The sequence below is a fragment of the Planktothrix serta PCC 8927 genome (genome assembly GCF_900010725.2).
In the GTDB taxonomy this organism is placed as follows: domain Bacteria; phylum Cyanobacteriota; class Cyanobacteriia; order Cyanobacteriales; family Microcoleaceae; genus Planktothrix; species Planktothrix serta.
On the sequence record NZ_LR734844.1, the window covers coordinates 135,708 to 158,945 of the forward strand.

At 45.1% G+C, this 23,238-nt stretch carries 14 protein-coding genes; 5 read left to right on the forward strand and 9 right to left on the reverse strand.

Annotated features, from left to right (window positions below; all coding sequences use genetic code 11):
- Positions 1-67: 67 nt before the first annotated feature.
- From PL8927_RS05735 to PL8927_RS05750, 4 genes are all read right to left on the reverse strand, one after another.
- A complete protein-coding gene (locus PL8927_RS05735; RefSeq protein WP_083618504.1) occupies positions 68-3,382 on the reverse strand; it encodes an efflux RND transporter permease subunit in 3,315 nt (1,104 codons plus the stop codon).
- Positions 3,383-3,511: 129 nt separating this feature from the next.
- Complete coding sequence (locus PL8927_RS05740; RefSeq protein ID WP_083618506.1) at positions 3,512-5,161, reverse strand: efflux RND transporter periplasmic adaptor subunit; 1,650 nt, start codon at positions 5,159-5,161, stop codon at positions 3,512-3,514.
- A 577-nt stretch (positions 5,162-5,738) separates the two neighbouring features.
- Positions 5,739-6,422, reverse strand: a complete 684-nt coding sequence (locus PL8927_RS05745) for a DUF2834 domain-containing protein (protein WP_083618508.1) — start codon at positions 6,420-6,422, stop codon at positions 5,739-5,741.
- Positions 6,423-6,443: 21 nt separating this feature from the next.
- Positions 6,444-6,794: a metal-sensing transcriptional repressor gene (locus PL8927_RS05750; RefSeq protein ID WP_083618510.1), complete on the reverse strand. Its 351-nt coding sequence runs from the start codon at positions 6,792-6,794 to the stop codon at positions 6,444-6,446.
- Positions 6,795-7,106: 312 nt separating this feature from the next.
- Here PL8927_RS05750 and PL8927_RS05755 point away from each other — a divergent pair, with 312 nt between their 5' ends.
- The 3 genes from PL8927_RS05755 (at position 7,107) to PL8927_RS05765 (ending at position 9,832) form a co-directional block, all read left to right on the forward strand.
- The gene (locus PL8927_RS05755; RefSeq protein ID WP_083618512.1) at positions 7,107-8,321 is read left to right on the forward strand and encodes an AAA family ATPase; all 1,215 of its coding nucleotides are present in this window, start codon (positions 7,107-7,109) and stop codon (positions 8,319-8,321) included.
- On the forward strand, positions 8,315-8,971 hold the full coding sequence (locus PL8927_RS05760) for a DUF4276 family protein (protein WP_083618513.1): 657 nt from the start codon (positions 8,315-8,317) through the stop codon (positions 8,969-8,971). The genes PL8927_RS05755 and PL8927_RS05760 overlap by 7 nt, the downstream gene beginning before the upstream one ends.
- Before the next feature lie 90 nt (positions 8,972-9,061).
- On the forward strand, positions 9,062-9,832 hold the full coding sequence (locus tag PL8927_RS05765) for a DUF364 domain-containing protein (RefSeq protein WP_083618515.1): 771 nt from the start codon (positions 9,062-9,064) through the stop codon (positions 9,830-9,832).
- Positions 9,833-9,902: 70 nt separating this feature from the next.
- On the opposite strand, the gene PL8927_RS05770 is transcribed toward PL8927_RS05765, so the two are convergent.
- From PL8927_RS05770 to rpsT, 5 genes are all read right to left on the reverse strand, one after another.
- Positions 9,903-13,946: a DNA-directed RNA polymerase subunit beta' gene (locus PL8927_RS05770; protein WP_156093105.1), complete on the reverse strand. Its 4,044-nt coding sequence runs from the start codon at positions 13,944-13,946 to the stop codon at positions 9,903-9,905.
- 64 nt (positions 13,947-14,010) lie between these two features.
- The gene (locus PL8927_RS05775; protein WP_083618519.1) at positions 14,011-15,906 is read right to left on the reverse strand and encodes a DNA-directed RNA polymerase subunit gamma; all 1,896 of its coding nucleotides are present in this window, start codon (positions 15,904-15,906) and stop codon (positions 14,011-14,013) included.
- A 191-nt stretch (positions 15,907-16,097) separates the two neighbouring features.
- Positions 16,098-19,517, reverse strand: coding sequence for a DNA-directed RNA polymerase subunit beta (rpoB, locus tag PL8927_RS05780; protein ID WP_083618521.1), 3,420 nt, complete (start codon positions 19,515-19,517; stop codon positions 16,098-16,100).
- A gap of 232 nt (positions 19,518-19,749) precedes the next feature.
- Positions 19,750-20,538 carry a TatD family hydrolase gene (locus PL8927_RS05785; RefSeq protein ID WP_083618523.1) on the reverse strand — a complete coding sequence of 263 codons (789 nt, stop codon included), beginning with the start codon at positions 20,536-20,538 and terminating at the stop codon, positions 19,750-19,752.
- 45 nt (positions 20,539-20,583) lie between these two features.
- On the reverse strand, positions 20,584-20,880 hold the full coding sequence (gene rpsT / locus PL8927_RS05790; RefSeq protein ID WP_083618525.1) for a 30S ribosomal protein S20: 297 nt from the start codon (positions 20,878-20,880) through the stop codon (positions 20,584-20,586).
- A 356-nt stretch (positions 20,881-21,236) separates the two neighbouring features.
- On the opposite strand from rpsT, the gene hisD reads away from it, so the two are divergent.
- Entirely contained in the window at positions 21,237-22,532 is a 1,296-nt protein-coding gene (gene hisD, locus PL8927_RS05795) for a histidinol dehydrogenase (RefSeq protein WP_083618824.1), read from the forward strand.
- Positions 22,533-22,709: 177 nt separating this feature from the next.
- Positions 22,710-23,135 carry a universal stress protein gene (locus tag PL8927_RS05800; protein ID WP_083618527.1) on the forward strand — a complete coding sequence of 142 codons (426 nt, stop codon included), beginning with the start codon at positions 22,710-22,712 and terminating at the stop codon, positions 23,133-23,135.
- Positions 23,136-23,238 lie beyond the last annotated feature (103 nt).

Consider the following 23,238-nt stretch of genomic DNA (forward strand, 5'->3'; position numbering starts at 1 on the left):
ACGCTTTCACTGCTTACTGTTCCCTGTTCCCTGTTCCCTGTTCCCTGTTCCCTAGCACTATGACAATTTAGGGTTTACTGACACGGCTATCGGGTTGGATAGAACCATTATCCGAGGGGGCTAAAGTCTCCGAATTTTTACCCGGAGAATGCAGATCTTCCGGTGGAGAGGGGGGTTGATTTTTATCCGATTTATTATTATTGGATGAATCGGATTTTTTGCCTTTCAGAAAACGTTCTTCTAGGGTTTTAACCGTAATGTAAAGGTTCGGGGTAATTAACAAACTTAAGAGGGTTCCTGCTAATAAACCCCCAAAAATTGCCGTACCCAATGACCAACGACTGCTAGAACCCGCTCCCGCAGCCACCACTAAGGGCCAGAACCCGATCAAACTAGAAATAGCCGTCATTTGAATCGGTCGGAACCGTTGTTCCCCCGCTTGAATAGCGGCTTGGGTAATACTTAAACCCTTGTCCCGGAGTTGGTTGGCAAACTCCACAATCAGAATCGAGTTTTTAGACGCCAAACCAATCAACATCACCAAGGCCACCTGCACATAAACATCATTAGTAATTAGGGGCCAGACCGTCCCTTGCAAGAGAACATTCGACCGGAACCAAACCGCAGCCATGGCTCCCAAGACCGCCAGAGGCACCGATAACATAATAATCATCGGATCAATATAACTTTCGTACTGGGCTGATAGCACCAGAAAGGCCATGATAAAGGCTAATCCGAAAATTAAAATCGCCGCCCCCCCGGAAGACTTTTCTTCCAAGGCGCTACCCTGCCAAGCATAATCAAAACCGGGGTCTAAGACCTCAGATGCTAATTTTTCCATAACAGCGATCGCTTGACCCGTACTGGCTCCAGGAGCGGGGTTTCCTTGAATCAACATGGAACGGAAGATATTAAAATGGTTGATAGTTTCTGGCCCGACAAAATCCGTGAGTTTCACCAAATTACTCAGGGAAATCATCTGTCCATCCCGGGAACGCACATATAACTGAGTAATATCCTCCGGTCGGGCGCGAAATTCTTTTTCCGCCTGGGCGACAACCCGATATTGACGTTGACCTAACACAAAGTCATTGATATAGGATGAGCCCAAATAGGTTTGTAAGGTACTAAAAATTTGGCTGACATCCACATTCAAAGCATTAGCGCGATCGCGCAATACCTCAACCCTTTTCTGAGCCTTACTCGCAGAAAACTGACTAAATACCCCGGCAAAAGTGGGATTAGAATTAGCCGCTCCAATTAAACGATTGCCATTTTCTACTAAGGATTGAATCGGTAAATTTCCCGTTGTATCTAATAACTGAAATTCAAAGCCCCCAGTGGTACTCAAACCCTGAACCGGGGGAGCATTCACCGCAAAGGCTTGAACTTCAGGAATCGATTGTAACGACCCATTTAAGCGTCTTAAAACCCCAAAAACCGATTGATTCGCCTCCGGTCGCTGATCCCAAGGTTTGAGTAACACAAAAGCAATCCCCTGACTGGGATTCTGGCCCTCAAAACCAAATCCAGGAACCGCAAACACACTTTCAACTTCAGGAATTGCTAAAGTCCGATCTACAATTTGTTCAGAAGCCTTAGAGGTATAGTTGAGGGACACCCCATCAGGAGTCCGAAAGATCACGATTAAATAGCCCTGATCTTCTTCTGGGACGAACCCCGATGGTACTTGTTGATAAACAAATACCGTTGTTGCTAACCCGGCCACAAATATAATCATCACCAAAGTATTAATCTTGGTGAGAAAGGTAACAACTCCAGCGTATTTTTCCTGTACCCAACCAAAACCTCGGTTAAATTGCTCAAAAAACCACCCCAAAGGCCCCCCGGTTTTCTTTTGGCGACGTAACAATAGCCCCGCCATACTGGGAGAAAAGGAAAGGGCATTAAAGGTAGAAAACACCACCGCAAAAATAATTGTTACCGCAAATTGTTTATAAATTACTCCCGTTGTTCCTGGGAAAAACAAAACCGGAACAAACACCGCCAGCAAAACGATCGAGGTGGCAATGATCGCCCCGGTCAGTTCTGACATGGCATCGAGGGCCGCTTGCATCGGTTTCATCCCCTGTTCAATCTTGATCATCACCGCTTCGACAACCACGATGGCATCGTCCACCACTAAACCCGCAGCCAGGGTACAAGCAAATAGGGTTAAAGTGTTCAGTTCCAGGCCCAGGGCTTTCAACCCAGCCATCGCCCCAATCAGAGCCACTGGAATCGCCACGGCGGGAATTAAGGTTGCTCGCCAATCCTGCAAAAATACAAAAATCACCAACACCACTAAGGCAATAGCCATAATCAGGGTAATTGCCACTTCCCTCAGAGACACATTAATAAATAGGGTGGTGTCATAGGCAATCTTGTTGTTCATGCCCGGTGGGAAATTTTTACTCAGTTCCTTAATTGTGGCTTTGAGTTGGGCGGCGGTTTCTAGGGCATTACTACCCGGAAGCTGATAAATCCCCAAACCGACGGAGGGTTCACCATTAAAGGTAGATTCCAAATCATAATTTTCTGCCCCTAACTCGGCTCGGCCCACGTCCTTAATGGTGATTAACTCTCCACTGTCGGTGGTTCTGAGTACCATTTGTTCAAATTCTTCGACGGTGCGGAGGCGACTAGCGGCCTGTAGGGGAATTTCAAAGAGTTGATCGGCGGGTGTGGGTTGTTGACCGATTTTTCCGGCCCCCACCTGGACGTTTTGTGTTGTTAAGGCTGCGGCCACATCCTGGGCCGTTAATCCCCTCGCGGCCATCCGAGACGGATCAAGCCAGAGCCGCATGGCATATTTGCGCTCCCCAAAGATTGTTACCTGACCTACCCCAGGAACCCGACTCAGTTGGTCAACAATAAAAAGATCAATATAATTACTAATAAATGTGGTGTCATATATCGGCTTTCCGCTTTCGTCTTTATCGGAATAAAAACCGATCACCAATAGAATACTAGGGGATGAAGCCTGCACTGAAAGCCCAACTTGCCTGACAACATCGGGTAAATTAGACTCAGCTTGAGCGACTCGGTTTTGAACGTTAACTTGGGCAATATTCCGGTCAACATCATTGGGAAAAAACACGGAAATATTACTGATGCCGTTATTTCCCGTACTGGAGGAGAGATATTTCATCCCCTCCACCCCGTTAATTTCTCGCTCGATGATAGTGGTTACGGTGGTTTCTGTTGTTTCCGCATCCGCACCAATATTGACCCCAACAATGCTAATTTGGGTATTCGCCAGGTTAGGAAGTTGAGTAATCGGCAGCAGGGGAATGGAGATAGCACCCACCAAAATAATCAGGATACTACAGACCGTCGTTAGGACAGGTCGTTTAATAAAGGTTTGAACAAACAGGATCATGGGGATCTGCTCTGAATAGGGGAGGGCGTTGGCTGTTGACGGTTGACGGGTACGGGCGGAGTAGGGGCGAGGCGCGCCTCGCCCCTACAAATCTGTGAAATCCAGTAAATCCGTCTTAATCCGTGATCATTATTGGGGTTTTGGTGTTTCCGGTGTTGGGGAAGAAGCTGGAGTCGGTTGCGGTTTTTGATTGGTAATGGGCGAACCATCTCGTAATTTAACCACACCATCGGTAACAACCTTTTCTCCTGCTTTTAAGCCCGATAGGACTTCAAAACTTTGACCTTGAATACTGCCTAATTGTACGGGTTTTTGTTTTGCTACTAATTGAGTTTTTCCCTCTTGAGTTTGTTCTTGAGCGACAAAGACAAAACTTTGATCTCCAATCCGACTAATGGCTGTCACCGGAATGGTAATTCCAGATTGTTGTTCCCAGATTACCTTAGCTCGGACAATTTGATCCGTTCGCAGTGCATTATCCCGATTATCGTAAATTGCTTTAACTAAAATTGTTTGAGTTCCTGAACCCGCACTCGGAGCAATATAAGACACCTGAGATCTTCCGATTAATTCTCCGGTCTCTTGACTCAGCAGTTCAACAAGGGTTCCGGCTCTGACTTGGGATAAACGCTCAACGGGAATATTAATCTGAACTTCTAATAAATCATTTTGACGAATACTGGTAATTTGGGTTTGGCTATCGACAAAATCCCCCGGTTTCACGAGCACATCTCCCACTATTCCAGTAATGGGGGATTTGATCTCGTAATATTCTAACTGTACCTGTTGAGCCGTTGCGCTTGAGCGAGCTTGGTCAATATCTCGCTGTAGTCGTTTTAGTTCTGATTCTTGAGCAATGATGACTTGTTCTTGAGTGGCAATTTGAGCGTTGAGGGTTGAAACTTGACGATTATAACTTTGTTTAGCACTTTCAACTTTAGCAACGGAGGAATCAACTCGTCTTTGTTGAGTCTCAATTTGGGTGTTTAGGGTGGAGATTTGACGCTCTAGGTTTTGTTGAGCACTTCTGACTCTCGCCTGTAGGGACATGATTTCCCGTTCTTGAGCAGCAAAGTCCGCTTGAGAGGCTTGATAATCTCGTAATTTTTGATCGTAGATTTCTGAGGAAATTACTCCTTGTTCATACAGTTGTTGATAGCGATCATAAGCTTTTTTGCGTTCGTCCATAATCGCCCGTCTGCGCTCCCGTTCTTTGATCCCGACCTGCACGTTTTCTTGGGCAGTTTGCAACTCATCGGCAACGGAAGTATATTCTAATTCATACTGTAATCGCTCTTTTTCGTTCTTTTCTGCGGCTAGGGTTTGTTGAGCGTCTTCTAAATCGGCTTCTTGAGATTGGTAAGTGAGTTGGGCTTGGATGCGTCGCAATTCGGCTCGTTGAGCATCCAGATTAGCTCTAGCACTATTCAACTGGGCAATTCTGGACTCAACACTGGCTAATTGACTTTCATAATTAGCCTGTTGCTGTCGTCCGTCAATTTGAATTAGGGGGCTATTTTGAGAAACGCGATCGCCCAACCGCACATAAACTTGTTTGACCAAACCATTAACACGGGGTTGAATCACCGCATTCTGAACCCCCTCAACTCTAGCATTATAGACGCTACTGTCTTTTACGTTACTCGCTCCTACAGTTGCCAAACTTACTACAACGGGTGGGGGTGCTGCGGCTTGAGGTTCACTCCCACAACCTGCCATCAAAATACTACCCAAGATCAGAGTAAAATAGGACTTCCAGAAGGGAGAATGCTGTTGCATAGTTTGGCTAGGGATAGATAATCATTAACAAGAAATAACTGAGTTGGCAATACTTCTTTGGATATATAGCATAGCGGGTTTTCTGGAAATTTTGGACTTACGACAATAATTCTTATCAGAAAAATGGGTTTAAAACCCCTAATACCTAGTTAGGCTTTATATTAGGCTGTCAGTTCAAATCCGATTGTGCTACCATTTACGATAACAGGAAAGGGTAAACAACCTGTATAAAAACCTAGTATGCCTAACGGCAAAACGCGCTTACCTTGACAATTGAATCTATGCGGTTCTACTGCACAGTTCTAGTTTCCCCCAGCAGTGGGTAAAAGATTCGTGGGAGCTAGGCAACCAGTTTTTTTGAAGCAAATTTAATTTGTTTCAAGTTAAAAAAGAACTCGCAGCAATGCGAATAGGGTAGGGCATACCCAAATTTACGCAAGGGCGTGAATCCCACCTCTGATTAAAGCACTGCAAGGTACTTTGATTAAGTGGTTTCGTTGAACCCAGAATCCCCACGCCTTCAGGCTGGGGAGTGTCAAAATTGTCTAACCCTAATTTCCCATAGCCTCACCAATAGCTAATTTTGAACCGAGATGGAGGGTGATTCAGATGTTGTTAACGGTTGGGTCTTGTTCAACGGAATTCTTGTGATTAAATAAAATAGAGGGCCGAATAAAGGAACCAAGCTAACCCCCCAAAAGATAGCCGGATTTTTCATCCCGCGCCGTGTCATATCATCTCCTAATAAAGCTGGAAATAGAAGACTTAATAAACAAAAGTCAAGACTCATGACATGAATAAAACGGTTAGTTTGCCATTGTTGAATAAAGTCTCCCCAGTTTCCTTGGGTTAAACCATAACGAACTAAAGCGATCGCTCCCAAGGTTAACAAAAGTCCCGTAATTCGAGAATCAAACACTTTAATCAAGACTGATTTTTTTCCTAAAAATTGAGGGTTAGGTTGGCGTAATGCTAAGTAAGGTAATATGGCAAATGCACCCACTCCAAAGGATAATGTTGCAAAGGGCCAAGCCGGGATTTTTTGTCCCCGTCCATCCATAAACAGAACACAACTATAAATAAACGGCCAAATCCCCATAATATTAAAGAGGGCAATAATTAAAGGATTAATCCCTGTCCAGTTTCCGGTTGAGAGATTTTGAATTAATGTAAAAGTATCGGGTTGATCAGGCGGTGCAAAAATAAACGCATACAGGATAAAACCTAGCCAAATTGAGCCAAAAATGATTTTATTTTTCATCGTTAAATTTCCGGCAATATTTTAGGGTAAAAATCGATCTAATGCTGCTTTTAAAGCTTCAATTTCAACATCAATATTGCCTTCTTTCGCGGCTCTAGCCACACATTCGCTCAAATGTTCATCTAAAATAATTCGAGCTACCCGATCTAAAGCACCTCGAATTGCAGCAATTTGAACTAACACATCAGGACAAGGACGATTTTCTTGTACCATAGTTTTCACCCCTCGAATATGTCCCTCTAGTCGTGATAGACGATTAACTATCTTTCGCAAAGATTCTTCACTATGAATATGGGGATGGCTAGAATGTTCAGGATGATGATGTTCTAGCAAATTGTTCAGTTCTTCTACTGTAGGATCTAAGTCATTCATCTGTTTGTTAATATACAATTGACAAATATTTTATAATTGTACCTCAATCTTCTACTTTTGGATGTAATAGTTTCTAATCTCAGCTTGATCAGTCAACCATTAACAGTCAACTATTTTTCTTTAGAAATAAGTAAAATAGTTACTGAGTTCTAAAAAACCAAAATCTCATGGTATAAGCATTTGATCTCTGGCAAAATTGGAATCAGTGAGATCAGCATTTGACAAAACAAAGGTTTTGCGTTATATTAAAATGTAATTTATGTTTTTTACAGGATATGAAATAAACTTTAAGGGGTATTCAAAACTTGCTTTATGGAAGGCTATAAATTTATTAATTCGCTAAAAATCCAAAACCTTCTCTCCTATGGTTCATCAGGAGAAACAATTGATTTACAGCCACTAAATGTCATCATTGGCACAAATGGTGTAGGAAAATCAAATTTAATTGAAGTATTAGGCTTATTGCAAGGGATTCCAACCGATTTAACTAAGCCGATTCGTGAGGGTGGCGGAGTCGATGAATGGCTATGGAAAGGAACTAAAGAAACTCCCATTGCCAGAATTGAAGCTATCATTAATTATCCAGAAGGTCGGGGTCAGATACCGATGCCTTTACGCTATCGTATTGATTTTACAACGGTTGCCCAACGCTTAGAATTGATTGATGAAGCTATCGAAAATGAACAAAAAAATAATGATGATGCACAGGATGTTTTCTTTTTCTATCGCTATCAACAGGGTCATCCCGTACTCAATGCAAGAACAATAACAGAAAATGAACCCACTCGCCGTCAATTGAGACGAGAAGACTTAAAACCTGATCAATCGGTTTTATCACAACGAAAAGATCCAGATTTATACCCAGAATTAAGTTATTTAAGTAATCAATTTTCTCAAATCCGACTTTATCGAGAGTGGAATTTAGGGCGTTATACTCCTCCTAGAATGCCCCAAAAGTTTGATTTACCTAGAGATTTTTTACTCGAAGATTGTAGTAATTTAGGATTAATTCTTAATAATTTACAGCATAAGGGAAACATAGAAATTGTTCCAAATTTACAAAAGTTTTATGAACCTGTAACGAATATTACTATAAACATTGAGGGGGTAACAGGTCAGATTTTTTTACATGAAAGAGGACTTAATCGACCAATTCCAGCGACTCGTCTCTCTGATGGAACATTGCGTTATCTTTGCTTATTAATGATTCTTTTACATCCAACTCCTCCTCCGCTTATCTGTATTGAAGAACCCGAATTAGGATTGCATCCTGATATTTTACCGACCATTGCTCAATTATTAATTGAAGCTTCTCAAAAAACTCAATTAATTGTTACCACTCACTCCGATGCTTTGATATCCGCTTTAAGTGAAATTCCCGAATCTATTCTCGTCTGTGAACGAGATGAAAGAGGAAGCCGAATGAGACGATTAGAACCTAAAAAGTTGAAAAAATGGCTAAAAGATTATAATTATAGCTTAGGGGATTTATGGCGTATGGGAGAATTTGGAGGAAATCGATGGTAGAAATTCGGATTTATGTAGAAGGTGGGGGTGATGGAAAGGAAAGTAAAGCCGCCTTTCGAGAGGGAATGAGTAAATTTTTAAAACGCCTAACTGGACAACAGCAACAGATCAAGATCACCTGTGTTGTATGCGGGAGAAGAAATGCCGCTCATAGAAACTTCACGCATGATTTAACAAATTATCCTGATGCTATTAATCTTTTGTTAGTTGATTCAGAGGGCCCGGTCAATACTTTAACAATTGATCCCAATGCAGATCCAGAGGAAAAGGATCGTGTCATGGGATTAATTGCTAGACAACATCTCATCAACCGTGATGGATGGGATTTGTCTGGAATTGATGAAAATGACATTCATTTAATGGTTCAAGTCATGGAAAGTTGGCTAATTGCTGACATTGATACCTTAGCCAAACATTACGGGCAAAAATTTAATAGAAAGGCAATTCCTCGTAATGATAATGTTGAAGAAATTTCTACAGCCGATATAGAATCTGCGTTAAACAGAGCAACGCAAATAACACAAAAAGGGAGATATCACAAGATTAAGCATGGGCCTAAAATCTTAGAAAAAATTGATGTCTCTATTGTTCGTAAAAAAGCACCCTATTGCGATCGCCTATTTAGAAGAATCACTAATATTGGTGGATAATTAGATAATAAGCTGTTCCGCATTTAAACGTTATCCTGTAGCCTGTTATAGGTATAACCCAACAAAAAGCGGAACTAAAAACTGATTTCAATGAAAATTCATCCCCGCAAAATTTACGATCTCCTACTAGAGAAATCAAGCCACAGTAACGCAACAGTGCAGGAAATTATCTTAGGACTGACCTGGACATTCTGCCGAAGCGAGGGTATGGGGCTGTGTATGAGTCCCGGTCAACCGAACCGCACTCTATCCTGGTCAGGGACTTTGGTGGGTCAAGCCATCGCTGATTTAGCCCCCTGGGTGCGTTCCTGGGATAGCTACCAGGCTACTATCGGTATGGCTGTGATCAATTCCGTGATTAATAGCACGTCACCCTTACTCCAACAGGCTCAACCCCTTTCCTCTCAAGGTTCAGCCAATTTAGCCGTATTTGAGCATTTTCTCCCGCTAATTCGGGGAAAACGAGTTGTGATTATTGGGCGCTACCCCGGACTTTCTCAGTACGAACAAGAAGCCGATATTACTGTGTTGGAACGTCAGCCCATTTCCCAGGATTTACCCGATACAGCCTGCGAATACCTGCTCCCAGAAGCAGACTGGGTTTTTCTCACCGCCACCTCCATTGCTAACAAAACCTTCCCCCGGTTGGTGGAGTTATCACAACAGGCACAGTTAGTATTAATGGGGCCTACGACTCCCTGGCTACCAGAGTTAGCGGATATGGGGATTAACTATCTAGCTGGGGTAAAAGTCACCGATACAGACGCATTACGACAAACCATCGCTGAAGGAGGGGGGACTCGGATTTTTGATGTTGGGGTACAATATTGCGTCCTAGAGTTATATAAAATCCCATTGTAGATGCTACAGATGATCCCTCCTAACCCCCCTGTAGAGACGTTGTATGCAACGTCTCTACACTGATTAACTCTTAATCTTCCTCATCTTCGTCCTCATCGTCGTCTTCGTATTCATCATCGATTAACTCATCATCGAGAATCGCAGACAACAACGGGTCATCTTCACTATCTTCAAATAAAGCCTTAGTGGTTTTGCCAAAACTAGGCGTTACTGATTTGGGTTCAGGGGGTAATTCCCGTTCAAAACTACTATAGACACGGGCGGTTTTATCATCCAGCACCACATCTCGCAGTTCATCTTGATCCTCCTCATCCAAATATAACGTCGCGTTGTCAAAACCATAATCGGCATTACGGTCGTCCTCATAAGCATTAAACCCCGTCCCCGCCGGAATCAAACGACCGATAATCACATTCTCCTTCAGACCGCGTAACCAGTCGGACTTGCCCTCAATCGCCGCTTCCGTCAATACCCGTGTAGTTTCTTGGAAACTCGCCGCCGAAATAAAGCTATCAGTATTTAACGACGCTTTGGTAATCCCCAATAACACAGGAGTATATTTCGCCGGCGCACTTCCAGTAATCGACATAGCATCATTCACCTGTTCCACCTGGCGCAATTCCACCAGTTCACCAGGTAACATCGTCGTATCGCCCCCATCATCAATCCGAACCTTCGAGGTCATCTGACGCACAATCACCTCAATATGCTTATCAGAAATATCAATCCCCTGGGACTGATACACCGACTGCACCTCATTCACCAAAAAAGCCTGACACTGGCGGAAACTACCCAGAGCCGCATCATACATCCCTTCCCCCCGTTCCAGATAATAGTCATAGAACACCTCCAGAATCTCATGGGGATTACTAGGGCCATCGGTCAAAGGTTGTCCGGCTTCAACCTTTTGGGTATCGGACACCAAAGGCGTTTGACCAGAAGTCAGGGGATAATCCATCACCGTCCCATCCGCTTCCACCACCCGCAGTTCAGCAACTTCCTCATCCATTGTCACCTGGGCGTTCCCCGGTCGTCGGGCTAAAATACAAGCTTCCTTGGGTTTGCGGGCTTCTAATAACTCCTCAATCCGAGGCAACCCTTGAATAATATCTCCGGTTTTGGCTCGTTCAAACACCAGTAACACTAGGTTATCCCCCCGTTGTACCAAATCCCCATCCTTAACGTGCAGAATCGCACCCGGAGACACCCGGTAAGGACGACCGCGACGCATCGTAATCTGATTTCCCGTCACCGGAGTCGTCCCCTCACCCACGATTTTGTCCCCCAACGCAATCACTTGACCCGACTCCGGTAAAATTACCCCGGTCGCAATTTCGGCTCCTTCAACCAACAGTTGACCCAGTTTGACCTCCGGTGTCACACCCTCTGGAAAATCAATCGTCGTTTGGTCAACATCCCGCACCACCAAACAACGGCGCAGAATTTCCGACCCCGACCGAATCCCCTGAATAATCCCATATTCCTTACACAGAATCTCTGTCCGTGTAACAACAGCCCCCTTCTCAATTTCCAGTCCGTCATGAACCAGTAACCGCGTCCGCGTACTCCCCTGAGTCGCATCAGCAATCACATCCCGACGAATCACCAAAGACTCTAAAATCACCAACTGTAACCGCATGACATCGGCGCTACTATCATCAGGAAGTAACTCAATATCAGCCGCTAACTGCGGGGCTTCCGTCCCAATACTAATCACCAACTGAGTTCGCAGCAGTTCCACCCCTTCCACAGACCGCACCCGCTCCCCATCTTTGTAGGTTAAGCGTTGTACCGCTCGCAGGGCAATAGACTCATTTAAAGACTCCTGAGAAGGTACAGTCGGGTTCTCAGGAACACTAAACTCCACAACCGGACGCAACAACAACGCAGGGCCTTCAGGAGTCTCCACATACTCCACATAATGCAAGTCGGGAGAAATAATCCCTGGAATCACCTCTTGACCGGGATTGACAATCTGACCATCAATCGCCATCACCATTTCCGGGTCATCGACTAAATGCAATTCTCCCGGTTTGATCACAATTTCCCGCAGAATATCATTCTTCTGAGTTACTTCTATCACCCCATTCGTTTGACAAAAGATATCCTTCACCACTTCCATTCCCGCTTCTACATACTGTCCATCCTCAGTTAACAGTAAGGAAATATCCTTATTCACCTCATGGCATTCTTCAGGAATCCACAACAGAGTCCCCCCCTGGGTGACTTCATAACCCTGTTTCCCCTTACCCCGTTTAGCCACTTCCACCCCAGCGTATTTGATAATCCCCCCGGTTTTTGTCCGGTAGCTATCATCCATCAGTTCCGCAATCACATCATGGTTTTCCACCTTGGAACCAGGACTAACTTTCAGCAAGAAGCGGTGACTACTATTGGTTTCAATAATGTATTGTTCCCGTCCCTGCATCTGGACTAACCGCACCAAAGCTTCATCCAACAGCACCGAAGCCGTAATAATCTCAATTTCACGCGGTAACTCACCGTCAGCAAACTGTTCCCGAATTCGGACTAACCCCCCATGTTCAGAGACTAACTTCGTTTGAGCCAGAACGCTTCCGGGTGTGACCGCATCCCCATTTTTCACCGCCGGCTCCGCCCCAGGAGGTAAATTATAAACCTCTCCTCCCAAGACCCAAATTAATCCCCCCCGTTGGGCGATGCGGGTCATATTTCCTTGACGGTCGGTTTTTTCTTCCGGCACCACATCAGCAAACTTGACCTCTCCAGCCAAATCCGTCGCCACATCTTTCGTCGCTTTTTCCGTCGTCTTCCGGGCTGTCCGACCCCCCGCAGCAACCTCAGCCAAGATTTGGTTTGGTTTTACCTGTTGTCCATCCTGCACAACAATAGTTGTCCCTTGGGAAAGGCCATGTTTTTCCGGCTTCTTCTCCCCATTGTCCACAAGAATATGGCCATTGCTTTCCACAATAAAAGCATCATCCCCGTGACGGGTACGGAAAGGACGGGCGCGTAACGTTTTCGGGAATTTAACCACCCCTTCCCCCTGGGAGCGAATCACCTCGGCAGCCTCGGCGGTAAATACCCCCCCAGTGTGGAATGTCCGCATCGTTAACTGAGTTCCGGGTTCACCGATACTTTGAGCAGCAATAATTCCGATAGCTTCCCCCAAATCCACATTATGACCGTGGGCTAAACTCCAGCCATAGCAAGTTTGACAGACAGAACGGTTGGCTTCGCAGGTCAAGGGCGATCGCAAAAACACCTCCTGAACCCCAGCTTGTTGAATAGCAACGGATAACTCCTCACTAACAGAGTGATTTTTAACCGCCTGTTCCCCTTGATATTCAACAATTTCTCCAGTTTCGGGATGACGAACATCTTCCCCTAACACCCGACCCATTAACCGATCTTTGAGAGGAATTAACACCCGGTCGCCATCAGTCATACTGCGAATCCGAATTCCCCGTGTTGTCCCACAGTCAATTTCCCGCAGAATCACATCCTGGGAAACGTCCACCAAACGGCGAGTTAAATACCCAGAGTCAGCCGTCCGTAAGGCAGTATCTACCAGACCCTTGCGCGCCCCGTAGGAGGAAATAATATACTCAGTAACAGTTAAACCTTCACGGAAGTTCGTTTTAATCGGTAAATCAATAATTTCCCCCTGGGGGTCAGCCATCAACCCCCGCATTCCCACTAACTGACGGACTTGGGAAATATTCCCCCGTGCGCCGGAGAAAGCCATCATATAAACAGAGTTTAACGGGTTGCTGGCTTTGAAGTTTTCCACCACCCGATCTTTCAAAGTTTCGGAAGTCCCATTCCAAGTATCAATTACCTTTTGGAAGCGTTCAACTTCGGTAATTTCCCCTTTCATATAACGGCGTTCAGTGTTCCGAATTTCTTCTTCTGCTTCTTCCAATAAATCTTTTTTGGAAGGGGGAATCTGTAAATCATCAACACTAATAGAAACCCCAGCTTTTGTGGCATAGCGAAATCCCAATTCCTTTAACTCATCGGCAATTTGGGCAGTTCTGGCTGTACCATGATTCATAAAAGCCCAGGACATGATTTTTTTTAATTGTCCTTTATCAATAACTTGATTCCGAAAGATTTTTTTGTTAGTCATGATTCAAGTATCCGCATTATCAGTATAAGAAGGGAACAGGGAACAGGGAACAGGGAACAGGGAACAATTACTCTATTAAAGTATCTTGAACGGTTTTATTGAAAATCACCCGGCCGGGAGTGGTGCGAACATACTGAGTGATAATATTGCCATCGGTATCTTCTCGAACTCGACGCAACAGCTTACCTGTCTTTTTGCCGACATAAGTTTTAGTGATGACTCCACTGATAGAATCTTGCTGTTCAACACCTATCTGTTCCGCTTCATCAGAGATAATCTCCCCATCAAATCGCACCATAACATAAGAATGTAAACCCAAAGCACCTTGTTTATAGGCTAGGATTACATCTTCTAAATCAGGAAAATAGCGGTGGCTTTGATCTTCTAACTTAGGGTTTTCTGCTGTTAGATAATAACACCCCAAAACCATATCCTGACTCGGAGTAACAATCGGTCTTCCTGTGGCTGGAGACAGAATATTATTACAAGCTAACATTAACAATCGAGCTTCCGCTTGGGATTCAATCGAGAGAGGAACGTGAACCGCCATTTGGTCACCGTCAAAGTCAGCGTTAAACGCCGGACAGACTAACGGATGCAACTGAATGGCTCGACCATCAACTAAAATCGGTTCAAAAGCTTGAATCCCTAAACGGTGCAACGTTGGGGCACGGTTTAACATCACCGGATGTCCTGAAATCACTTCTTCTAAAACATCCCAAACACTGACATCATTGCGTTGAATTAACTTTTTCGCCGCCTTAATATTATTCACCAATCCTTGACGAATTAAGCGATTAATCACAAAGGGTTGGAACAATTCAATCGCCATTTCACGCGGTAAACCGCACTGGTGCATTTTTAATTTTGGCCCCACCACAATCACAGAACGCCCGGAATAATCGACCCGTTTTCCTAATAAGTTTTGGCGGAATCGTCCCTGCTTTCCTTCAATAATATCCGACAAGGATTTTAACGGCCGATTATTCGCCCCGACCACAGTTCGACCTCGGCGACCATTATCAATTAAAGCATCAACCGCTTCCTGTAACATCCGTTTTTCGTTACGGATAATAATTTCAGGAGCCAAGATTTCTTGTAATCGTGCTAATCGATTATTCCGGTTAATCACCCGACGATATAAATCGTTTAAATCCGAGGTCGCAAACCGTCCCCCATCCAACTGCACCATCGGCCGTAAATCAGGAGGAATCACAGGAATCACATTCAAAACCATCCATTCTGGTTTAGAACCCGTTGCCACAAAGTTATCAATCACCCGTAACCGTTTAATGAGTTTGGCGCGTTTTTGTCCCTTGGCTACGGCGATTTCTTCCCGCAATCTTTCCGCTTCTTCTTCTAAGGGAATATCCTCTAATAAACGGGAGATAGCCTCAGCACCAATTCCCACTTCAATCCCCGTTAAAGTGGATTCTTCACTATAAATTTGGTCTTCAATTTCTAACCAAGTATCTTCTGTTAATAACTGTTTATAGGACAAGCTATCATGGTTCCCTGGATTTAACACCACATAAGCGTTAAAATAAACCACTTGCTCCACATCCCGTAATGGCATATCTAATAGAATAGCCATATAACTCGGAATCCCTTTGAGATACCAAACATGGGTGACAGGAGCCGCTAATTTGATATAACCCATGCGATGACGACGGACACGGGATTCGGTGACTTCTACGCCACAACGTTCACAGACAATTCCACGATGTCTGACCCGTTTATATTTTCCACAATGACATTCCCAATCCTTAGCAGGGCCAAAAATTCGTTCACAAAATAACCCATCCATCTCCGGTTTCAATGTCCGATAATTGATGGTTTCGGGTTTGGTGACTTCTCCCACCACTTGACCATTCGGCAGCGTTCTCTCTCCCCACTGACGAATTCGTTCTGGAGACGCTATTCCAATTTTAACGTAATCAAACCGTTGTTCAAGTTTAGCCATTTTTCAGTAATAAGAAGGGAACAGGGAACAGGGAACAGGGAACAGTGAATAAAGAATAGGGAACAGCTTAACTGGGAACAGGGAAGACGTGTAATGGGGGATTGAACCCACCTTCAAGGCAACTCCAACTGTAAATCTTGGCTGTTGCCTGTTGCCTGTTGGCTGTTGCCTGTTCCCTCTCCAACTATTAATTATTCGTCTTCTTCTTCCACCGAACTACTTAAATCATAAGTCGGTTTAGCGGGGGCAAAGTTATTAGTGGTATAGGTCATGCGGGTTGCCGGAATATCAGCCATTAAGTCTACTTCCACATCTCGACTTCCTCCTTCGTCGGTGGTTTCCACTTTATGTACCGCAATATCCAAACACAAAGATTGCAACTCCCGCATCAACACTTTGAAGGATTCCGGTGTCCCTGGACGAGGAATGGTTTTGCCCTTAACAATAGCGTTGAGAGCTTCGTTGCGTCCTTGCATATCGTCGGATTTAACCGTTAACAACTCCTGCAAAGTATAAGCAGCCCCAAAGGCTTCCAAAGCCCACACCTCCATTTCTCCAAACCGTTGACCCCCTTGTTGCGCTTTCCCTCCCAAGGGTTGTTGCGTCACCAACGAGTAAGGGCCAGTAGACCGGGCGTGAATTTTATCATCGACTAAGTGAACCAGTTTCAGCATATAGGCAATCCCCACCGTCACGGGCTGGTCAAAGGCTTCTCCCGTCCGACCATCATAAACTAAGGTTTTTCCGGGGTAATTTTCATCAAATAACCAATTTTTCTTGACCTTATCACGGGCTTCGCGTAATTTCGCATGAACGGTTTCGCGTGACATTTCGGCCCCGTGCATTTCATCAAAGGGAACGACTTTGAACCGTTTTTTCAGGTTTTGACCCGCCCACCCTAATAAACATTCAAAGATTTGGCCGACGTTCATCCGACTCGGAACTCCCAAGGGATTTAACACAATATCCACCGGGCGACCATCGGGTAAATAGGGCATATCTTCGACCGGAAGAATCCGAGATACAATCCCTTTATTTCCGTGTCGTCCCGCCATTTTATCCCCAACTTGGATTTTGCGTTTTTGGGCGACATACACCCGCACGACCATATTGGCACCGGGAGGTAACTCATCCCCCTGTTCACGGGTAAACACCCGCACATCCACAACCCGACCTTTTTCGCCGTTGGGAACTCGCAGGGAGTTATCCCGCACATCCCGTGCTTTTTCTCCGAAAATTGCCCGCAGTAATTTTTCTTCAGGAGGTTGGTCAGATTCCCCTTTGGGGGTGACTTTACCAACTAAAATATCCCCGGACTCTACCCAAGCCCCGACGCGAATAATCCCATTTCCATCGAGTTGACGCAGGGAGTCTTCCCCAACGTTGGGAATTTCACGGGTAATTTCTTCAGGGCCGAGTTTGGTTTGTCGGGCTTCAATTTCGTATTTTTCAACGTGGATGGAGGTGTAAATATCCTGTTGGACGAGACGTTCACTAATTAAAATCGCGTCTTCGTAGTTGTAGCCCTCCCAAGGCATATAAGTCACCAGAATATTATGACCTAAAGCCAGTTCTGCTCCTTCAGTTGAGGAACCATCGGCTAACACCTGACCCGCTACCACCTGATCTCCTTCATAAACCAAGGGACGCTGGTTTAAACAAGTATCTTGGTTAGAACGTTGATATTTTTGCAGTTCGTACTCGATATAGCCAGCGTATTTTTGCTTCCATACCGAGGGCTGTTTGGTTTTGAGGTCGAGGTCGTCGTATTCGCGAATCAGGAAACTTTCTTCGCTGGAATTCGGCTCGGCATCTACCCCCAGGGTTTTGACAATAATCCGAGAGCCGTCAATATAACTGACCTCCCCATCCATACGAGACACAATCACCATCCCACTATCACGGGCAGCCTGCGCTTCTAATCCGGTTCCCACTAAGGGCCGTTCAGGGCGTAACAAAGGCACGGCTTGCCGTTGCATATTAGACCCCATCAAAGCTCGGTTAGCGTCATCGTGTTCGAGGAAGGGAATTAAAGAGGTCGCCACAGATACAATTTGTACCGGAGACACCGCCGCATAGTCTACCTGCATGGGGGTTGTGGTGGTGAATTCCTGGCGATAGCGCACTGGAACAATTTCCCCTAAAATCGTTCCTTCGGCATCGGTGCTGATATCTCCCGGCGCGACCCGCAGGTCGTCTTCCTCATCAGCCGTCATGTACACCGCAGGTAAATCCAAGCGGACTTTGCCATTCTCAACTTTATTATAGGGAGTGGCAATAAATCCGTAGGGGTTGACCCGTGCCAACGTTGCCAAAGAGCCAATTAATCCGGCGTTTGGCCCTTCTGGGGTTTCAATCGGACAAATCCGGCCGTAGTGACTAGGGTGAATATCTCGCACCGCAAACCCGGCCCGTTCACGGGTTAATCCTCCAGGGCCGAGGGCAGATAAACGGCGTTTGTGGGTCAGTTCCGCTAAGGGATTAGTCTGATCCATAAACTGCGATAATTGAGAACTACCGAAGAATTCTTTAATGGCGGCAACTAGGGGTTTGGGGTTCACCAAAGACGCGGGAGTTAAAGCATCGGCATCGCTAACGGTCATCCGTTCTCGGATAATTCGTTCTAGGCGGTTTAAGCCTACCCGAACTTGGTTTTGCAGCAGTTCACCCACCGAACGTACCCGACGATTTCCTAAGTGGTCAATATCATCGGTTTCGCCGATATCGTATTCCAGGTTAATTAAATAATCGATAGCCGCCAGAATATCAACGGAAGTTAGAACCCGTGTGGTATCGGGAATAGTTAGCCGTAGTTTTTTATTGAGTTTATAGCGTCCCACCCGGCCCAAGTCATAGCGTTTGGCATCGAAGAAGCGGTTATTGAGTAACTGTTCGCCTCCGGCTACCGTTGGCGGTTCCCCTGGACGGAGTTTGCGGTACAGTTCCATTAAGGCGTCGTCTTCGGTGAATTCTCCTTCCCGTTCAATGGTTTTTTCAAAGTATTCGGGATGGCGCAGGGCATCAAAAATTTCGTTATTGGTCAGTCCCAAGGCTTTTAATAAAACTTGGGCAGACAATTTGCGGGTTTTATCAATTCTCACCCACACTAAGTCATTTTTATCGGTTTCAAATTTTAACCAAGCCCCTCGGTTGGGAATTAAAGACGCGCTATAAGTCCGGCGTCCGTTTTTATCAATTTCCGATTTATAATAAACCCCCGGACTTCTAACAATTTGGTTAACAATTACCCGTTCAGCCCCGTTGATGATAAAGGTTCCCCGTTCTGTCATCAAGGGTAAGTCGCCGATAAAGACTTCTTGTTCTTTAATTTCTCCAGTTTCTTTATTAATTAAACGAGTCGGAACGTACATCTGCACGGCGTAGGTACTATCCCGCCGTTTGGCTTCATCGACATCATATTTAGGGCGTTTGAGTTTATAATCTTTGGCTAAAAAATGCAGTTCCAGTTTACCTGTATAGTCGGTAATTGGGGAAAAACTTTCTAATTCTTCAATCAGCCCCGCTTCTAAAAACCAACGAAAGCTTGACCGTTGAATTTCAATTAAGTCAGGAAGCAAAAAAGTGGGCTCGTTGTGGGTTAAATTTGCCATTAGTTCTAGGGATATAAAGAATCTCTACAGGTGACGGTTGATGGTTGATTGTTAATCAAAGCCTCTATTTTTCTTCTGGATTTTGTCTCCTGTCTTCTAATAAGTTTACTAGAATTAATTGTGGCGGCTGGGAAGAGTTTAAGGTCATTTTCTCCTCATAATAATTAAGGTTAGACACTCGAAGCAGAGAAAATTTTTTATCTAAATATTGTTAGCTGTTAACAGTCAACCCTCAACTTTCAACTGTTAACAAACCAAACAGTTTACAGGCGTTATTAGTGGTTTGTTGACACAGGGTTTCTAGGGGAATCTCCCGAAGTTGAGCAACGGTTTCTGCAACATGGCGCACAAAGGCGGGTTCGTTGCGTTTTCCGCGTTTGGGAACGGGGGCTAGAAAGGGACAGTCTGTTTCAATTAAAATCCGATCAAAGGGAACTTGACGAGCGCATTCTTGAATCCCAATCGCCTTTTTAAACGTCACTGTTCCACTAAAGCTAATATATAACCCTAACGCTAGAAACTGCTGTTGTTCTTCGGGAGTTCCTCCCCAACAGTGCATCACTCCAGAAACTCTCCCGCGTTGTTGCCAAAATTGCTGTAATAGAGGAATCATTGTTGCTGCTGCATCCCGACAGTGAATAATCACAGGTTTGTTCAGGCGATAGGCAATCTCTAGCTGCTCGGTGAACGCCTGGATTTGTTGCTCTCGGTTATCGGCTTTGTAGAAATCGAGTCCCATTTCCCCAATTGCAACGACTCTATCATCGGATTGGGCGAGTTGGGTAATGGTTTCCGCCGAGGTGGAATTCCAGAGCTTGGCATCCAAGGGATGCAACCCAACAGCAAAGCTGAGTTCGGGGACTTGATTGGCAATATCCTGTATTTCCGGGAATTCTCCAGGGTGAACACAGGAATGTACCAAATGCACAACTCCTGCGTCTTGCCATCTCTGCCGAATTGCTTCTAAATCGGATGCCAATTCTTTGAAGTTAATATGGACGTGGGTATCGATCAGTTGCATAGTCTGTCCAGTCAAATCAATCAGTGATCACTGATTACTGATCAGTTAGGCTGCAACGTTTTGATGGCGCTTTAAAGCTCTTGCCAAGCGAGATTTTTTGCGAGCGCCATTGTTGGCGTGCAGAACGCCCTTTTTGACAGCTTTGTCGATTTTACTAAAAGCGACCGACATTTGTTGATTTACGGCGGTGAGGTTATCGGTTGTAGGGTCAGTCCCGTATTTGTCAACTAGAGTCAGACATTTTTTCATTAAGGTTTTAACGGCTGACTTATAAGATTTGTTACGCAACCGATTGCGCTCTGCGATTTCGACTCGTTTGACAGCAGATTTAATATTGGCCATAGGTTCTGGTTGAAGAAGACGCAGGTATTCCGATTGGAGATACTAAGTTACAGACCTAATAATATAGCATTTATTTTGTCAAAATCAACTAAACTCCCTATTCACTCACAGGGAGTATAACAAAAATTCTGGACATTGGCATTTTATTTGAGATTCATCGCTCGGTAGAGCATGGCAATTGAGAATCCACGTTACACTATTATATACAAGAATACGGGTTAGCCTTGTGTTGGCAAGGAAACAAGGGGGATAAATTCTGAACTGTGGTCAGTTTGGCCCAGCCCTTAGAAGCTGAATCCTTGTTGTGTGTTCCGTATCTCGGCCCTAGTTTCTTAAGGTTGGCACTCCGAATCACCATGCTGCGAATTATTACTCAGTGGGTTGAAGCACAAGCTGAACTGCGACGGATCTCTGATCGTACCCATGATGACACGATGATCCATAAAGAGGCCACCGTGCGGGAAGTGCTGCAAACGGTACGGCGTCAAGGGGATAAGGCACTCCTGCACTATACGGAAGAATTTGATCAACAGACCTTGACATTAGACGAGTTGCGGGTGAGTGGTTCGGAGTTGGACGCAGCTTACCAGCAAGTGTCTAAGGAATTGTTAAATGCGATCCAGTTGGCCCACAAACAAATTGAAGCCTTTCACCGCCAACGAATTCCTAAGTCCTGGGTTCAGTTTGGGGATGATGATGTCGTTCTGGGTAAACGATTTACTCCCGTTGACCGAGCCGGGTTATATGTACCGGGGGGTAAAGCTTCGTACCCCAGTACGGTTTTGATGAATGCGGTTCCGGCTCAGGTGGCAAAGGTTCCCCGAATTGTGATGGTGACTCCCCCAGGGCCAGGAGGTAAAATTAACCCGGCGGTTTTAGTCGCGGCTCAGGAAGCCGGGGTTCAGGAGATTTATCGAGTCGGTGGGGCGCAAGCGATCGCAGCTTTGGCCTATGGCACAGAAACCCTGCCGAAAGTGGATGTAATTACTGGCCCTGGTAATATATATGTCACCTTGGCGAAAAAATTAGTTTATGGAACGGTGGGAATTGATTCCCTAGCGGGGCCATCGGAAGTGTTGGTGATTGCTGATGGAGCCGCGAACCCGGTTCATGTAGCGGCGGATTTATTGGCCCAAGCCGAACATGATACCTTAGCGGCAGCGATATTATTAACAACGGATTCTGCCTTAGCGCGGCAAGTGGTGGCGGAGGTGGAACGACAGTTAGTTAACCATCCCCGACGGACGTTGACGGAAAAAGCGATCGCCCATTATGGTTTAGTGGTAGTCGTGGAATCCTTGGACGCGGCAGCCCAGTTGTCTAATGAGTTTGCTCCCGAACACTTGGAGCTAGAGGTGGTTGAACCTTGGGATTTATTAGAGAAAATTCGCCATGCGGGAGCGATCTTTTTAGGGTGTTCGACGCCGGAAGCCGTTGGAGATTATTTAGCTGGCCCTAATCATACCTTACCGACATCGGGAGCGGCCCGTTATGCGTCGGCGTTAGGGGTAGAAACGTTTATGAAACACTCCAGTTTAATTCAATATTCTCCGACTGCTTTGCAGAAAGTCGCTAGTGCCATTCAGGTGTTGACAATAGCCGAAGGTCTACCGTCTCATGGGGACTCGGTACGACTCAGAACCGAACCCTAGAACACTAACCTTTCACCCCGGTTAGGTTGGCTGTCTTTTTGATCAGGAATTTTGGATCGGAAACCCATGACTGAGAAGGGGTGAGTGTTAAGTGTAACGTCTTGCCTTTAGAATGGGAGTTTGAGTTCTGTAGATTTCAAGTTCCTGATTTTCCAATTGTTTAGAGGAGACGTTGCTGTGCTGAATACGATTTTAGTTGCTGTGGATGATTCACCGACTGCGAAGTTTGTGATTGAGGCACTGGGTCAACTGCAATTGCAACCGACAACAAACGTGATTTTCTCTCATGTTGTTCCGACAGTGGAATCGGATTTTGATCTGGTGGCGGATCGACCTCATCCGGGTACTGATGAATTTTCTTACCGTCATCTGGAAAAGCAATTGCGAGTTTACCAGGATCAATTGGATTGTGAAACTGAAATTGAGATTGTAGCAGGTGATCCGGCGGAGGAAATTATTCGTTTAGCTAATATTTATCAGGCGGATTTAATTATTATTGGCAATCGGGGACTAACGGGAGTGAAGCGAATTTTACAAGGGTCAGTAAGTTCTCAGGTGGTTTCAGAGGCAAATTGTTCAGTTTTGGTGGTTAAAGAAATCTAAAGTTAGAAAAGACTTTAAACAATTATCCCAACAACTCAAATAGGATTGCTATATTAACTTTAAAAAAAAGGAATATGGTATAATTAAAGCTGGATAAAGCCAC

Bases quoted from the DNA above. Each gene is read 5' to 3' on its own strand.
- PL8927_RS05735 (WP_083618504.1), bottom strand. From the start codon at position 3,382: ATGATCCTGTTTGTTCAAACCTTTATTAAACGACCTGTCCTAACGACG.
- PL8927_RS05740 (WP_083618506.1), bottom strand. From the start codon at position 5,161: ATGCAACAGCATTCTCCCTTCTGGAAGTCCTATTTTACTCTGATCTTG.
- PL8927_RS05745 (WP_083618508.1), bottom strand. From the start codon at position 6,422: ATGAAAAATAAAATCATTTTTGGCTCAATTTGGCTAGGTTTTATCCTG.
- PL8927_RS05750 (WP_083618510.1), bottom strand. From the start codon at position 6,794: ATGAATGACTTAGATCCTACAGTAGAAGAACTGAACAATTTGCTAGAA.
- PL8927_RS05755 (WP_083618512.1), top strand. From the start codon at position 7,107: ATGGAAGGCTATAAATTTATTAATTCGCTAAAAATCCAAAACCTTCTC.
- PL8927_RS05760 (WP_083618513.1), top strand. From the start codon at position 8,315: ATGGTAGAAATTCGGATTTATGTAGAAGGTGGGGGTGATGGAAAGGAA.
- PL8927_RS05765 (WP_083618515.1), top strand. From the start codon at position 9,062: ATGAAAATTCATCCCCGCAAAATTTACGATCTCCTACTAGAGAAATCA.
- PL8927_RS05775 (WP_083618519.1), bottom strand. From the start codon at position 15,906: ATGGCTAAACTTGAACAACGGTTTGATTACGTTAAAATTGGAATAGCG.
- rpoB (WP_083618521.1), bottom strand. From the start codon at position 19,517: ATGGCAAATTTAACCCACAACGAGCCCACTTTTTTGCTTCCTGACTTA.
- PL8927_RS05785 (WP_083618523.1), bottom strand. From the start codon at position 20,538: ATGCAACTGATCGATACCCACGTCCATATTAACTTCAAAGAATTGGCA.
- rpsT (WP_083618525.1), bottom strand. From the start codon at position 20,880: ATGGCCAATATTAAATCTGCTGTCAAACGAGTCGAAATCGCAGAGCGC.
- hisD (WP_083618824.1), top strand. From the start codon at position 21,237: ATGCTGCGAATTATTACTCAGTGGGTTGAAGCACAAGCTGAACTGCGA.